At 65.6% G+C, this 12898-nt stretch carries 14 protein-coding genes and 1 riboswitch; of the genes, 5 read left to right on the top strand and 9 right to left on the bottom strand.

Going from position 1 to position 12898, the window contains the following annotated elements; genetic code table 11:
- Window positions 1-119 precede the first annotated feature (119 nt).
- Window positions 120-1220, bottom strand: coding sequence for a 3,4-dihydroxy-2-butanone-4-phosphate synthase (gene ribB / locus ACFX4F_RS12810; RefSeq protein WP_099820321.1), 1101 nt, complete (start codon window positions 1218-1220; stop codon window positions 120-122).
- A complete protein-coding gene (locus ACFX4F_RS12815) occupies window positions 1217-1843 on the bottom strand; it encodes a riboflavin synthase (protein ID WP_099820322.1) in 627 nt (208 codons plus the stop codon). The genes ribB and ACFX4F_RS12815 overlap by 4 nt, the downstream gene beginning before the upstream one ends.
- Before the next feature lie 77 nt (window positions 1844-1920).
- A riboswitch (FMN riboswitch) is annotated at window positions 1921-2067 on the bottom strand.
- A gap of 295 nt (window positions 2068-2362) precedes the next feature.
- Here ACFX4F_RS12815 and ACFX4F_RS12820 point away from each other — a divergent pair.
- The 3 genes from ACFX4F_RS12820 (at window position 2363) to ACFX4F_RS12830 (ending at window position 4639) form a co-directional block, all read left to right on the top strand.
- Window positions 2363-2986, top strand: a complete 624-nt coding sequence (locus tag ACFX4F_RS12820; protein WP_099820323.1) for an outer membrane beta-barrel protein — start codon at window positions 2363-2365, stop codon at window positions 2984-2986.
- Between the two features lie 149 nt (window positions 2987-3135).
- Window positions 3136-4017 (top strand): hypothetical protein, encoded by an 882-nt coding sequence (locus tag ACFX4F_RS12825; protein ID WP_099820324.1) that lies wholly within the window; start codon window positions 3136-3138, stop codon window positions 4015-4017.
- Window position 4018: 1 nt separating this feature from the next.
- Window positions 4019-4639: a hypothetical protein gene (locus ACFX4F_RS12830; protein ID WP_099820325.1), complete on the top strand. Its 621-nt coding sequence runs from the start codon at window positions 4019-4021 to the stop codon at window positions 4637-4639.
- Window positions 4640-4702: 63 nt separating this feature from the next.
- On the opposite strand, the gene ribD is transcribed toward ACFX4F_RS12830, so the two are convergent.
- The 7 genes from ribD to ACFX4F_RS12865 form a co-directional block, all read right to left on the bottom strand.
- Window positions 4703-5788: a bifunctional diaminohydroxyphosphoribosylaminopyrimidine deaminase/5-amino-6-(5-phosphoribosylamino)uracil reductase RibD gene (gene ribD / locus ACFX4F_RS12835; protein ID WP_099820326.1), complete on the bottom strand. Its 1086-nt coding sequence runs from the start codon at window positions 5786-5788 to the stop codon at window positions 4703-4705.
- A 151-nt stretch (window positions 5789-5939) separates the two neighbouring features.
- Window positions 5940-6461 carry a transcriptional regulator NrdR gene (gene nrdR / locus ACFX4F_RS12840; protein ID WP_025876654.1) on the bottom strand — a complete coding sequence of 174 codons (522 nt, stop codon included), beginning with the start codon at window positions 6459-6461 and terminating at the stop codon, window positions 5940-5942.
- 94 nt (window positions 6462-6555) lie between these two features.
- Window positions 6556-6990, bottom strand: a complete 435-nt coding sequence (locus tag ACFX4F_RS12845) for a hypothetical protein (protein WP_099820327.1) — start codon at window positions 6988-6990, stop codon at window positions 6556-6558.
- An 86-nt stretch (window positions 6991-7076) separates the two neighbouring features.
- Entirely contained in the window at window positions 7077-7514 is a 438-nt protein-coding gene (locus ACFX4F_RS12850) for a hypothetical protein (protein ID WP_099820328.1), read from the bottom strand.
- Window positions 7515-7544: 30 nt separating this feature from the next.
- Complete coding sequence (locus ACFX4F_RS12855) at window positions 7545-7973, bottom strand: hypothetical protein (protein ID WP_380655836.1); 429 nt, start codon at window positions 7971-7973, stop codon at window positions 7545-7547.
- A 123-nt stretch (window positions 7974-8096) separates the two neighbouring features.
- Entirely contained in the window at window positions 8097-9350 is a 1254-nt protein-coding gene (glyA, locus tag ACFX4F_RS12860; protein WP_099820330.1) for a serine hydroxymethyltransferase, read from the bottom strand.
- A gap of 185 nt (window positions 9351-9535) precedes the next feature.
- Window positions 9536-10012 carry an RcnB family protein gene (locus tag ACFX4F_RS12865; RefSeq protein WP_099820331.1) on the bottom strand — a complete coding sequence of 159 codons (477 nt, stop codon included), beginning with the start codon at window positions 10010-10012 and terminating at the stop codon, window positions 9536-9538.
- A 256-nt stretch (window positions 10013-10268) separates the two neighbouring features.
- On the opposite strand from ACFX4F_RS12865, the gene ettA reads away from it, so the two are divergent.
- Together ettA and ACFX4F_RS12875 are read left to right on the top strand one after the other, a co-directional pair.
- Window positions 10269-11933 (top strand): energy-dependent translational throttle protein EttA, encoded by a 1665-nt coding sequence (ettA, locus tag ACFX4F_RS12870; RefSeq protein ID WP_025876664.1) that lies wholly within the window; start codon window positions 10269-10271, stop codon window positions 11931-11933.
- Window positions 11934-12176: 243 nt separating this feature from the next.
- Window positions 12177-12866, top strand: coding sequence for an outer membrane protein (locus ACFX4F_RS12875; protein ID WP_380655843.1), 690 nt, complete (start codon window positions 12177-12179; stop codon window positions 12864-12866).
- Window positions 12867-12898: the final 32 nt, after the last annotated feature.

Below are 12898 nucleotides of genomic sequence, written 5' to 3' on the forward strand. Positions count from 1 at the left end.
GCCGACCAACGGTCGGCACCCACCGGTGGCACGGGGTCGGCACGCACCGGGGGCACGGGGTCGGCACGCACCAGAGGGCAGATGGTGGGTGCCGACCGTTGGTCGGCACGCCAAGGGGTTTACGGGGTGACCGTCTCCACCACTTCCAGGCCGTACCCGGCCAGGCCGATCTGGCGACGCGGGGTGCCCAGCACGCGCAGCTTGCCCAGGCCCAGGTCGGACAGGATCTGCGCACCGGCACCGTTGCGGCGCCACTGGCTCACGTCCTTGTCCTTGCCCGGCACCACCGGCGCCGGCTGCTGGCGCAGGCGGGCCAGCAGGCCTTCGCCGTCGCGCGGGGCCTGCAGCACCACCATCACGCCGGCGCCTTCGGCATCGATCGCGCGCAGGGCATCGGTCGCGGCCACGCCGAAGTCGTCGCGACGCCAGTGCAGCAGGTCGGCCAACGGATTTTCCACCTGCACGCGCACCAGGGTCGGGGTGTCAGCATCCGGGGTGCCACGGACCAGGGCGAAATGCAGGTCGTGGGCGATGCGGTCGCGGTAGGTGACCAGCTTGAACGGGCCGAATTCGGTCTCGATCTCGCGCTCATCGACGCGCTCGACCGTCTTTTCGGTGGCCAGGCGGTAGGCGATCAGATCGGCGATCGAGCCCATCTTCAGACCGTGCTCGCGGGCGAACACTTCCAGTTCCGGGCGGCGCGCCATGCTGCCGTCGGGGTTGAGGATCTCCACCAGCACGCCGGCCGGTTCCAGCCCGGCCAGCATGGCCAGGTCGACGCCGGCTTCGGTGTGGCCGGCGCGGGTCAGCACGCCACCGGGCTGGGCGATCAGCGGGAAGATGTGGCCCGGCTGGTGCAGGTCGGCCGGCTTGGCGTTGGGCTTCACCGCGGTGCGGATGGTGTGGGCGCGGTCATGGGCGGAAATGCCGGTGGTCACGCCTTCAGCCGCTTCGATGCTGACGGTGAAGTTGGTCTGGAACTGCGCGGTATTGGCCTGCACCATCGGCGCCAGGCCGAGATCGGCGGCGCGGGTGCGGGTCAGCGGCAGGCACACCAGGCCACGGCCATGGGTAACCATGAAGTTGATGTCGCTGGCCTTGACCAGCTCAGCGGCCATGATCAGGTCGCCTTCGTTCTCGCGGTCTTCGTCATCGACGATGACGACCATGCGGCCGAGGCGGATGTCTTCCAGGATGTCGGGAATCGGAGCGAAGTTCATGCGGCATCTCCCTGTGGGTGCTGACCGTTGGTCGGCACACTGATCAGGCGCTCCACATAACGCGCGACCAGGTCGATTTCAAGATTGATCGCGCTGCCCACGCCGGTGGCGGAGAACGCGGTGTTGGCCACGGTGTGCGGGATCAGCGCGACTTCAAAACCTTCGTCATCCACTTCGTTGACGGTGAGGCTGACGCCGTCCACGCAGATCGAGCCCTTCTTGGCGATGTAGCGGCGCAGCGCGGCCGGCGCGGCGAAACGCCAGCGCTGGGCACGGGCATCTTCGTGGATGGACAGCACCTGGCCGAGGCCGTCGACGTGGCCGCTGACCAGATGGCCGCCAAGGCGGTCGGTCGGGCGCATGGCACGTTCGAGGTTGATGACGGCGCCTTCGGCCAGCTGGCCCAGCGTGGTCAGGCCCAGGGTCTCGGTGGACGCATCGGCCTGGAAGCTGCTGGCGTCGAACGCGATGACAGTGAGGCAGACGCCGTTGATGGCGATGCTCTCGCCCATCTGCACGTTGTCGAACGGCAGATTCCCGACAGTGAAAGTAAAGCGGACATCGCCGCCGATGGATTCGCGAGCGGCCAGACGGCCGACGCCTTCGATGATTCCAGTAAACAAGTAACGTTCTCCGCGAAAAGTGAGCGAAAAACGCCGCAAGGCAAACAGGCGGGCGCAGGGCCGCGAAGGCCCTGTGGCACCGTCTTCTTTCATCCGGACTATGACCGTCGGCTCCGGCATTGGACCGGATCTGCTGACCCCCGGCGGTAAGGCCGGGGCGCTCGCGGGCTCGTGCTTGCGCACCTACCGCCGGTGGGGAATTGCACCCCGCCCTGAAGACGTTTGTGTACCGGCGAACCGGCCCGCCCAGTGTAACAGCCCGGGCTGAACGGGGTCGGATGCCCAGGGGTCGGATCCCTTTCTGCAGGAAAGGGCGCTGACCCCGGTTCGCTACAGGGGCCATAGGGTCAGAGCCGTTTCCCGTGGGGAAACGGATCCGACCCCGTCGCACCCCAGCTGTGACGGCCGTCGCTCGCATTTCGTAAAACTTTCATTAAAATCGGCGGTCGGACGACATGAGGTCGCCACGGACTGCCGCATAGGTGGACCGCCAATGGACTGAAATTCACAGGAATTCCCATGCGCAAGATCCTGATCGTGGCCGCCCTGCTGGCCGCTGCCCCGTTCTCAGCCTCGGCCGACGCCCTGAGCTACACCTACGTCGAAGGCGGCTGGACCCAGGTCAAGACCGACGACGACGTGTTCAACGATCCGAAGGTCGATGGTGGCTACGTGCGCGGTTCGATCGCGCTGGCCGAGCAGGTGCACGTGTTCGGCGGCTGGAACTACGGCAGCAAGTCGTACGACTACGACTACGGCTCGATGAAGCTGAAGTTGAACCAGCCGGAGCTGGGCATTGGTTACCACATGCCCTTCAGCGACCGCGTCGACTACACCGCCGACATCGCCTGGGTCCGCCAGCAGGCGGAGATCACCGTGAAGGACGTGGACTACGGCCGCTTCACCGTGAAAGACCACACCAACCTGGTGCGTGCCACCATGGGCCTGCGTGGCAAGCCTTCGCGCATGACCGAAGCCTGGATCAAGGCCGGTTACATGGACGGCGGCAACGAGTTCAAGGGCACCTGGGTCGGCACCCTCGGTGGCCAGATCAACTTCACCCGTACCTGGGGCCTGGTCGGTGAGATCTCCGGCTATCGCGACGTCACCCAGTACTCGGCCGGCGTGCGCGCCAGCTTCTGATTGCCCGATCCTCGTCGTGTGATCGAACGGGTCCCGCAAGGGGCCCGTTTTTTGTTGGCCGCCGCGCGCAATATGCTTGGCTGTCGCGCACCATCGAATGCCATGGCAAGTGCGCTAGGCTTGCCGCCCTCTGGAACAGGAACACCGTCATGAAGACCCCGATCCGCGGCCTGCTGGCCACCGCGCTGCTGTGCGCCCCGTTGTTCGCTTCGGCCGCACCGGCGCAGCTGACGCCGGAACAGACCTTCGATCTGTACGCACGCGCATTGCTGGAAGACGATGCCGCTGCCGCGCGCACGCTCAACGACGCGCTGAAGCCGGCCTTCGACGGCCAGGACTCGGTAACGCCGGTGCCGGGCATGATGGCCCAGGCCCTGGCCGAACCGTGGCAGACGGTGTTGGCCGTGGCCGGCGTGAAGGGCGATCCCGCAGCGGCCGAAGCGATGTACGCCAAGGCGCTGAAGGCCTCGCAGTGCCGTGCCACGCGCAGCACGGTGGAAGACAACGAGTACGTGGACGACCAGAAGATCGCCAGGGTCGATTTCAGCTGCCAGCTAGCCGACCTGGGCAATGTGCAGCCGTTGTTCCTCGCCAGCCTGACGGGTGAGGACAAGGCTCCGCGCGCGCGCTTCACCGATGCCTATACCAAGGCCGTGCAGAGCGGCCCGCGCAAGGCCGTGACCGGCACCCTCACCCTGTACACCGCGAAGGACAAGGGCTACTGGTACAGCAGCAACTTCGACGATCTGGTGGGCCCGGTGCTGGGCGCGCTGGCGCCGTTCGAAGAATGGCTGCAGGACGTTGAAGCGGCCAAGGCACCGAAGGTGACCGGCGTGCCGGCCTGCGATCTGCTGTTGCAGCAACACCGCAGCTGCGTGGCAAAGATCGCGCCGGACCAGATCAGCGGTGTTGATGCGATGGCCGAAGAGCTGAAGGCGAAGACGCAGGTGATGTCGGCCGAGGAGATGACGCAGGAGTGCAAGTCGCTGCGTCCGATGGCCGAGATGATGTGGACCGACGAGTGCGCCTGAGGTGGTTCTGCTGAAACAGCTGGGGCTGGCTGCGCTGCTGCTGGCCCCTGGTACTGCACTGGCGTCGGCACCTGCGCTGACGCCCGTGCAGGCATTCGACCTGTATGCACAGGTGATCGTGCACGGCGATGCAGCGGCACAGGCAACGCTGGCCCGCTATCTCGATACGGACAACGGGGCTGACTTCGCCGCGGCATTGGCGGGCGCAAGCCATCTGGACGAGGCGCCCGAACTGGCTGATTGGCCGAAGGCCGCGGCGGCGCTACGCAAGCGGCAAGCCTCGGTGCATTGCGCCACCGACAGCGTGCGCCATGCGCAGACCGACAGCGCCGACGTCGACTATCGCTGCCACCTGCCCGACCTGTCGGCACTGCTGCCCGTGTATCGACAGCATCCCGTGCCGTTCAATGGACCGCACCCGCCGCAGATGGCGAGGGAGCTGGCGACGGCATATACGCAGATGATCGCCGTGGCACCGGACCGGGAAAGGATCATCACGGTGTCGTTCCACCGCGACCCTGACGGTGGTGCCTGGCGCGTGCAGAACCCAACCCCGCTGATGAGCGGACTGGCGGATGCGTTCCTGCCGTTCTTCGAGTGGAACGAGCACCTGCCGAACTGAAAAAGGGACGGAGGGGATTGAGTCGTTTGTGGCATAAACGACTTAATCCCCTCCGTCCCTTTTTCAGGGGCGCAGCAGCAACCGCAGATCCTCACCCACCTGGCGCTGATCGACCACGCGCAGGCGGCGCTGCTGGTCCATCGTGTCGATGCCAAGACCTGCCAGCAGCGGGCGGCCGCTGTCGCCGAGCAGGGTCGGTGCCTGGTACAGCAGCAGTTCGTCCACCCAGCCGCCGCGCAGCAGTGCACCGGCCAGCGTCGCGCCAGCTTCGGTATGCACTTCGTTGATGCCGCGTTCGGCGAGGAGTGCCAGTACCGCGCCCAGATCAAGGCGGCCGTGGCGGACAGCGACGCTGGCGAATGCCGCGTCGGCTGCGTCGGGCGGGCTGATCATCGCATCGTGCAGGTACAGCGTCGGTGCTCCACCTTCGCGCACGCGGCTGCATTCCAGCGAACGCAGGCGCGAATCCAGCACCACGCGCAACGGTGGCATCACTTCGGTGTCAGCCAGGCGCACGGTCAGCATCGGGTCGTCGGCGATCACGGTGTCGGCACCGGTCAGGATCGCACCGGCACGAGCGCGCCAGTGCTGCACATCCTCGCGCGCGGCGGGGCCGGTGATCCACTTCGAGCTGCCGTCGGCCATCGCGGTACGGCCATCCAGGCTGGCTGCGAGCTTCACCCGCAGCCACGGACGACCGCGCTCCACGCGCGACAGGAAGCCCTTGTTGAGTTCTCGCGCCTGCTCGGCCATCAGGCCCTCGGCGACCTCGATGCCAGCTTCGCGCAGCAGATCGAAACCACCGCCATCCACTTTCGGGAACGGGTCGCGCATCGCGGCCACAACACGCGACACGCCGGCGTCGATCAGCGCCAACGCGCACGGCGGCGTGCGGCCGTAATGCGCGCAGGGTTCCAGGGTGACGTAGGCGGTGGCACCACGCGCTTCGGCGCCGGCCTCGCGCAGGGCGAACACTTCGGCATGCGGGCCACCGGCACGCTGGTGCCAGCCCTGCCCGACCACGCGCTCGCCATGGGCGATCACGCAGCCGACCATCGGATTGGGGCGGGTGGTATAGGCGGCACGCTCGGCCAGACGCAGTGCGTTGGCCATGTGCAGGTGGTCGAGGACGGAGAACGATGTGCTCATGCCTCCATGGTAGCGCCGTTGGTATGGATCCACGCCATGCGTGGATGGCGGCACGACGCCAACCAAGGTTGGCAGAGTCCAGTAGATCCACGCCATGCGTGGATGACGGCGCAGCGCCAACCAAGGTTGGCATCTACCAGGGCAACGGGCGTCAGCCCTTCTTCTTCTTGGTCAGGGCGATCACATCACCCAGCAGCTGCAATTGTTCGGTGCTCGACGGCAAGTCGCGTTCGAGCTTCTCGATCTCCTCGCGGAAATCGGCCACGTCCTCGAAGCTGCGGTACACCGAGGCGAAACGCACATAACCAACATGGTCGAGCTTGCGCAGTTCATTCATGACGAACTCGCCGACCTTGATCGAGGGCACTTCGCGTTCGCCGCTGATACGCAGCTGATGCACCACCGCGCGTACCGCCGCTTCGATCTTCTCTTCCGGTACCGCGCGCTTCTGCAGCGCGCGGTCGAAGCCGGCGCGCACCTTGCGGGCATCGAAGGCTTCGCGGGTGCCATCGCTCTTGACGATGGCCGGCAGCTTCAGTTCGACGGTTTCCAGGGTACTGAAGCGTTCGTTGCACGCCTCGCACTCACGCCGACGACGAATCGTCGCGCCGTCTTCGGAGACGCGCGAGTCGATGACCCGTGTATCGGCATGCTGGCAGAAGGGGCAATGCATTGAACGCCTGGCTCAGGGAAATACCTGCTGCCACGGTCGTGGCAGCGTCGCAACGGTACCTGAGAAGGGGCCAGGCAGCAAATTCCGTTTTTCTTCACTCGCGCCCGCTGGCCTTCGACAGCCATCGGAAGTGGCAGGCGAGGCTGATCCAGGGAGCCCCCCAACCGATTGCCAATATCAGCAGTATCGGATGCACTCCAAGACTTGAAACTGTTATCACCAACGCGGACACAGCCTGAGCAGCTGACACTAGAAACAGCGTCTCCAGCACTGGCGCGGCGGGCTTCAATCCATCCGGTCCGCGCATCTGCCACGTGTTTACGAGCTGATAAACAGGTGGGATCGCCGTCACGGACAGCACACCCCACATCGCAAGCAATCCAAGAACTGCGCTGTTGTCACCGCCCTGCGCCCATACCCCTAGCAGCAGCAGCAGCGAACCCAACAGGCCGGCCAACGCGCAGGGAATGGAAAAAAGAAGGCTGTGGAGAAGCAGGTAGAAGCCGTGTCGGCGGCGCCAGGATTGCATCGGGGGCTCCTTTCAGTAGCTCTGAAGACCCTAGTCCTGACGCCTGCAGCACACCATGCAATTTCTCTGAAACTTCCAACCGCCAGTCACACAGCGTCGGTCGCACCCCGCCGCAGCCACACCAGATGCGCAGCCGGTACCAGCAACGGCACGCCCAGTACCAGATACCCCAGCACCTGCCAGGGGCTGCCGGCAAACAAGCTGAAGAGCACCACACCGACCACGGCCAGTGCCGCGATGGCGCCGAGCACCAGCCCGATCCATGGCAGCGCCGGTGAGCGCCACAGGCCTTCGCGCCCCTGCCGCAGATAGCGGATGCTGAGCCACAGCCATGCCAGCAACCCGGCAACACCCGCACTCGCCCACAGGAACAGCACGGCACCTTCGTCGCCGCGCATCAGCCCATGGCTGATCAGGAAGGTGTAGATGCCGAACCCGGCGACGCCACCACCGGCCACCAGCGCAGGCAACCCCAGCAGCAGGCATTGGGCGATATACAGGCGTTTGTGCAGACGCTCATCCATGCGTTCGAATCTCCTTGCAGATCGCTCGCTTCACGCGCGCGGTCGCAGCCACAAGAGCATGCCGGCCGGAACCAGCAGCGAAGGCCCCGTCAGCAGCAGACCCAATCCCTCAACACCGTGTGTGATTCCCAGCCACAGCCCCATGCCCAACAGCGGCAGCGCCGCGAGCATGCCGAGCAGCAGCGCGCCCCACTGCACCCGGCTGCGGGTGCGCAGCGCGCTGCGTCCTCCAAACAGGTATCCGCAACTGAGATCGAGCCAGGCGAGGCAACCGGCGAGGCCGGCCAATCCCCACACCAGCATCAACGCCTGGCCGGGCAATTCGACGGTGCCGTCTGCAAGTGAAAGCACGCTTCCCGCCATGCCGATCACCGCCATCGCCCCGCCGAACAGCACGCTGGGTGCGCCCAACGGCACCACCAGCGCTGCATAGAGATACTTGAGGCGGCGCTCGTCCATGCGCGTTACTCCGGTACTGGGGTCAGAGCCCTTCCCTGCGGGAAGGGATCCGACCCCTGCTTCGATCCGGGCTTCGGGGTCAGATCCCTTTCCGTCAGGAAAGGGCTCTGACCCCTGCGGCGATCAACCGTAGACCGGGTACTTGCGGCACTGCGCGCTGACGGCATCGCGCACGCGGGCGATCACGGCTTCGTCGGCCGGCGCGTCGAGCACGTCGGCGATCCAGTTGGCCAGGTCCACGCAGTCCTGTTCCACGTAACCACGGGTGGTCACCGCCGGGGTGCCCAGGCGCAGGCCCGAGGTCACGAACGGCGAACGCGGGTCGTTCGGCACCGAGTTCTTGTTGACGGTGATGTGGGCCTTGCCCAGCGCGGCTTCCGCGTCCTTGCCGGACACGTCCTTGCCGATCATGTCGACCAGCATCAGGTGGTTCTGGGTGCCGCCGGAGACGATCTTGTAGCCGCGCGCGATCAGCGTGTTGGCCATCGCCTGGGCGTTCTTCACGACCTGCTGCTGGTAGGCCTTGAAGCCCGGCTCCAGCGCTTCCTTGAAGGCCACGGCCTTGCCGGCAATGACGTGCATCAGCGGACCGCCCTGGATGCCCGGGAACACGATCGACTGCAGCTTCTTGACCAGGTCCTCGTCGGCGCCCTTGGCGACGATGATGCCGCCGCGTGGGCCGCGCAGGGTCTTGTGGGTGGTCGAGGTGACCACGTGGGCATGTTCCAGCGGGCTCGGGTAGACACCAGCGGCAACCAGGCCGGCGACGTGCGCCATGTCGACGAACAGGTAGGCACCGACCTTGTCGGCGATGGCGCGGAAGCGCGCCCAGTCGATCACCTGCGAGTACGCCGAGAAGCCGGCCACGACCATCTTCGGCTTGTGCTCCAGGGCCAGGCGCTCGACTTCGTCGTAATCGATCAGGCCCTGGTCGTTGACGCCGTACTGCACGGCGTTGAACAGCTTGCCCGAGGCGTTGACCTTGGCGCCGTGGGTGAGGTGGCCGCCGTGGGCCAGGCTCATGCCGAGGATGGTGTCGCCCGGCTGCAGCAGCGCGAAGTACACGGCCTGGTTGGCCTGCGAACCGCTGTGCGGCTGCACGTTGGCATAGTCCGCGTCGAACAGCTGCTTGAGGCGGTCGATCGCCAGCTGCTCGGCGATGTCCACGTATTCGCAGCCACCGTAGTAGCGCTTGCCCGGATAGCCTTCGGCGTACTTGTTGGTCAGCTGGCTGCCCTGGGCTTCCATCACCGCCGGGCTGGTGTAGTTCTCGCTGGCGATCAGCTCGACGTGGTCTTCCTGGCGCTGGGTCTCAGCGGCGATGGCCTTGGCCAGTTCGGGATCGTAGGTTTCGATGCGGACGTCACGCGGGAACATCGGGTACTCCAGCAGGCGGGGAAAGGGGTACGACTCAGCCCTAGATTGTAGCCCCGCCCCGGCCTGCTGGGGCCGAAACGACCGGGGCCGGATTCGACGAACGAATCCGGCCCCGTATGGTTTCGAATGGGCGTTGTGGGGTCAGAGCCCTTTCCTGCGGAAAGGGATCCGACCCCGGCGCTGCATCAACGGTTGTTGATGATGTAGTCGGCGATGATGCCGGTTGCCACGGCGACCAGCAGCATGTTGCCGCGGTCATCGCGGATCCAGTGGTGGCCGTACGGCGGGCGGCGCAGCTGGTAGCGCGGGTAGTCGTTCACCACGTAGATCGGGCCGCGGTAGTAGTCGCGGTAGCGGTGGCCGCGCTGCCAGCCATAGCCATAGCCGGGCCGGTAGCCCGGGCTGTAGACCACGCGCGGCGGCGGCGGTGCCGGACGGTAGTAGCCATGGTCGTAGCGGCGATCGTGACGGTAATCGCGGCGCGCTTCGCGACGGTCGCGTTCCCAGTCGCGGCGGTCGTGACGCCATTCCCGGCGATCCTCGCGCCACTCACGGCGGTCATGGTCGCGGCCACGGTGGTCGTTGTCGGCGAAAGCCGGGGCGATGGCACCCAGCGCCAGTACGGAGGCCACGGCGCCGGCCATGAGTCGATGGAGTTGCATGGGAGACCTCTGCTGGGTGGGTGGGTGGTGATCCCATCTTGCGCATGCGATCTGAACGGTTTCCGGCTGGAAACGCTTCCCGCTGCGGGACTGTGACCGGGTATTCAGGCCGCGGCCAGCCCCGGGCGCTGCGGCCAGCGCGGGCCGGAACCGGTTCCGGCTATAATTGGGGGTATTCCATTCAGTCTGTGCCCGCTGCCGCAACGGGAAGTTCCCCGTGACGGACCGGGCGCAGGGTCGCGCCTACGGAGACCTCATGTCCTCGCAATACATCTACACCATGAACCGCGTGTCCAAGGTGGTCCCGCCCAAGCGGCAGATCATCAAGGACATCTCGCTGTCCTTCTTCCCGGGCGCGAAGATCGGCCTGCTGGGCCTGAACGGCGCCGGCAAGTCCACCGTGCTGAAGATCATGGCCGGCGTGGACACCGATTTCGAGGGCGAAGCCCGTCCGCAGGCCGGCATCAAGGTCGGCTACCTGGCGCAGGAACCGGAGCTGGACCCGACCAAGACCGTGCGTGAAGCGGTTGAGGAAGGCGTCGGCGAAGTGCTGCAGGCACAGGCTGCGCTGGACGCGGTCTACGCGGCCTATGCCGAAGAAGGCGCCGATTTCGACGCGCTGGCCAAGGAACAGGAGCGCCTGGAGGCGATCCTCGCTGCCGGCGACGCGCACACGCTGGAAAACCAGCTCGACGTGGCCGCCGATGCGCTGCGCCTGCCGCCGTGGGATGCCATCGTCGGCAAGCTGTCCGGTGGTGAAAAGCGCCGCGTGGCACTGTGCCGCCTGCTGCTGCAGAAGCCGGACATGCTGCTGCTCGACGAACCGACCAACCACCTCGACGCCGAGTCTGTGGAATGGCTGGAACAGTTCCTGGCGCGCTACACCGGCACCGTCGTGGCGGTCACCCATGATCGCTACTTCCTGGACAACGCCGCCGAGTGGATCCTGGAACTGGACCGCGGCCGCGGCATTCCGTGGAAGGGCAACTACACCGACTGGCTGACCCAGAAGGATGAGCGCCTGAAGCAGGAAGACAACCAGGAAAAGGCTCGCCAGAAGGCTATCCAGAAGGAACTGGAGTGGTCGCGCCAGAACGCCAAGGGCGGCCGCACCAAGGGCAAGGCCCGTCTGGCCCGCCTGGAAGAGCTGCAGTCGGTCGATTACCAGAAGCGCAACGAGACCAATGAAATCTTCATCCCGCCGGGCGAGCGCCTGGGCCAGGCGGTGATGGAATTCAAGAACGTCTCCAAGAAGTTCGGCGACCGCCTGCTGTTCGACAACCTGAACTTCCTGGTGCCCTCGGGCGCCATCGTCGGCATCATCGGCCCCAACGGTGCCGGTAAGTCGACCCTGTTCAAGATGATCACCGGCCAGGAAAAGCCGGATACCGGCGAGATCGTGGTCGGCCCGACCGTGCAGCTGTCCTATGTCGACCAGAGCCGTGACGCGCTGGAAGGCAACCACAGCGTGTTCCAGGAAATCGCGGGCGGCCTGGACATCCTCAACATCAACGGCATCGAGATCCAGTCGCGCGCCTACATCGGCCGCTTCAACTTCAAGGGCCAGGACCAGCAGAAGATGGTCGGTTCGCTGTCCGGTGGTGAGCGTGGCCGCCTGCACATGGCCAAGACCCTGCTGCAGGGTGGCAACGTGCTGCTGCTCGATGAACCGTCCAACGATCTGGACATCGAAACCCTGCGTGCGCTGGAAGATGCGCTGCTGGAGTTCCCGGGCAACACCTTCGTCATTTCGCATGACCGCTGGTTCCTGGATCGCATCGCGACCCACATCCTGGCGTTCGAAGGCGATTCGCACGTGGAGTTCTTCCAGGGCAACTACCGCGAGTACGAAGAAGACAAGCGCCGCCGCATGGGCGACGACGCTGCGCCGAAGCGCCTGCGCTTCAAGGCGCTGAAGTAAGGAACGACGAAAGGCCGCGCTCGCGCGGCCTTTCGCCTTTCAGGGGCCGCAATCGATTTTTGTTGACGCTTTTGACCCTTTCGCGCCGCGCTCCAGCGCCACTCGGCTGAAGGCTGCAGGTGTAAAGCAGCGTTAATTACTTGTCGCATACGGCAAGCTCCGCACTTTGCAACTCGTTGTATGTTCCTGGCCCAACGCTTCGGTTTTCCTACGCACCCGATTCATCCCCCACGTAGGAAACACATGAAAGCACTGATCTCGACCACGGCGGCACTGCTGCTGTCCGGCACCGCCGCTGCCGCGCCGGCGAACTGGGAAGGCATCCATCTGGGGGCACATGCCACCCATGGCGAAGGCCACAGCCAGGACCGCAGCAATGCCAATGCCACTGAAAAGAGCATCCGCGGCTTTGCAGGCGGGCTGCAGGTCGGCCGCAACTGGCAGTTCGACAACAACGTCGTTGCCGGGATCGAAGGCACCCTGTCCTTCGGCAACATCAACCAGGAGTGGAAGGACCGCGACAACCATCAGTACAGCCCTTACTACGGCAAGGATGCGGTGACCCCTTCGGGCGCGATCAACCTGACGCTGGGTTACGCCGCAGGCCAGTGGCTGCCGTACGTCAGCGCCGGCGTGACCGTGGCCCGCCAGGAGTTTTCGCTGGGCTGCGACAAGTCCCTGGTGGAGGCCACCAATGGGTGTCGCGTCGCCGAATTTGAAACCCGCGCGTCCCATGTTTCCACCGGCGGCAACGTCGGCGCAGGTGTGCTTTACCGCTTCAACGACCAGCTCTCGGCGGGTGCCGAGTACCGCTACACCCACCTGGGCTCCAGCCCGGTTTACCTGGAAGATCCCAACTACCCGGCTGCGGCGCGACGCAGCTTCCATACCAACTACAGCAGCGTTACGCTGAAGTTGAACTACCACTTCTAACCGCCTGGCGACGCATCCGCAGGCCCTCTGGG

It is taken from the genome of Stenotrophomonas sp. YIM B13575 (assembly GCF_042787595.1).
GTDB classification, from domain to species: Bacteria; Pseudomonadota; Gammaproteobacteria; order Xanthomonadales; family Xanthomonadaceae; genus Stenotrophomonas; species Stenotrophomonas lactitubi_B.